Here is a 1,000-nt window from a genome sequence, read left to right as displayed (position 1 = left end):
CGGAAGTAGAACTGTGGACGGTAACCCTTGAAGAAAGGAGTGTGACGGCCGCCTTCGTCTTTAGAAAGTACGTATACTTCAGACTCAAACTTAGTGTGTGGGTTGATTGAACCTTTAGCAGAAAGTACTTGGCCACGTTCAACGTCATCACGCTTAGTACCACGTAGAAGTGCACCAACGTTCTCACCTGCACGACCTTCGTCAAGCAGTTTACGGAACATTTCAACACCAGTACAAGTAGTAAGAGTAGTCTCTTTGATACCAACGATTTCTACTTCGTCACCTACACGTAGGATACCGCGCTCGATACGACCAGTAACTACAGTACCACGACCTTGGATTGAGAATACATCTTCAATAGGAAGTAGGAACGGTAGATCAACAGCACGCTCTGGAAGTGGAATGTAAGAATCTAGTGCTTCTGCAAGCTCAACGATCTTGTCTTCCCACTGCTTTTCGCCGTTTAGAGCGCCAAGTGCAGAACCTTGAATTACTGGTAGGTCGTCTCCTGGGTACTCGTACTCAGAAAGAAGTTCACGAACTTCCATTTCTACTAGCTCAAGTAGCTCTTCGTCATCAACCATGTCACATTTGTTCATGAATACGATGATGTAAGGGATACCAACTTGACGACCAAGTAGGATGTGCTCACGAGTTTGTGGCATAGGGCCATCTGTAGCAGCAACAACTAGGATACCGCCGTCCATTTGAGCAGCACCAGTGATCATGTTTTTAACATAATCGGCGTGTCCAGGACAGTCTACGTGTGCGTAGTGACGTTCAGGAGTATCGTACTCAACGTGAGAAGTTGCGATTGTGATACCGCGCTCGCGCTCTTCTGGAGCGTTATCGATAGATGCGAAATCTTTAGCAACACCGCCGTACACTTTTGCAAGTGTAGTACAGATAGCAGCAGTTAGAGTTGTTTTACCGTGGTCAACGTGGCCGATAGTACCAACGTTTACGTGCGGTTTCGTACGTTCAAATTTTTCTTTAGACA

At 46.3% G+C, this 1,000-nt stretch carries 1 protein-coding gene; it reads right to left on the bottom strand.

Annotated elements, in window-relative coordinates; translation table 11 throughout:
* Positions 1-1,000, bottom strand: a 1,000-nt coding sequence (gene tuf, locus AB6D80_RS25085) for an elongation factor Tu (protein ID WP_372189927.1), incomplete at both ends; no start/stop codon positions are given.

The sequence above is a fragment of the Vibrio sp. 10N.247.310.17 genome, assembly GCF_041466605.1.
Lineage (GTDB): Bacteria > Pseudomonadota > Gammaproteobacteria > Enterobacterales > Vibrionaceae > Vibrio > Vibrio tasmaniensis_A.
The sequence above is the reverse complement of the archived record's forward strand: the minus strand, read 5'-3'. Positions and strand labels throughout refer to the sequence as shown.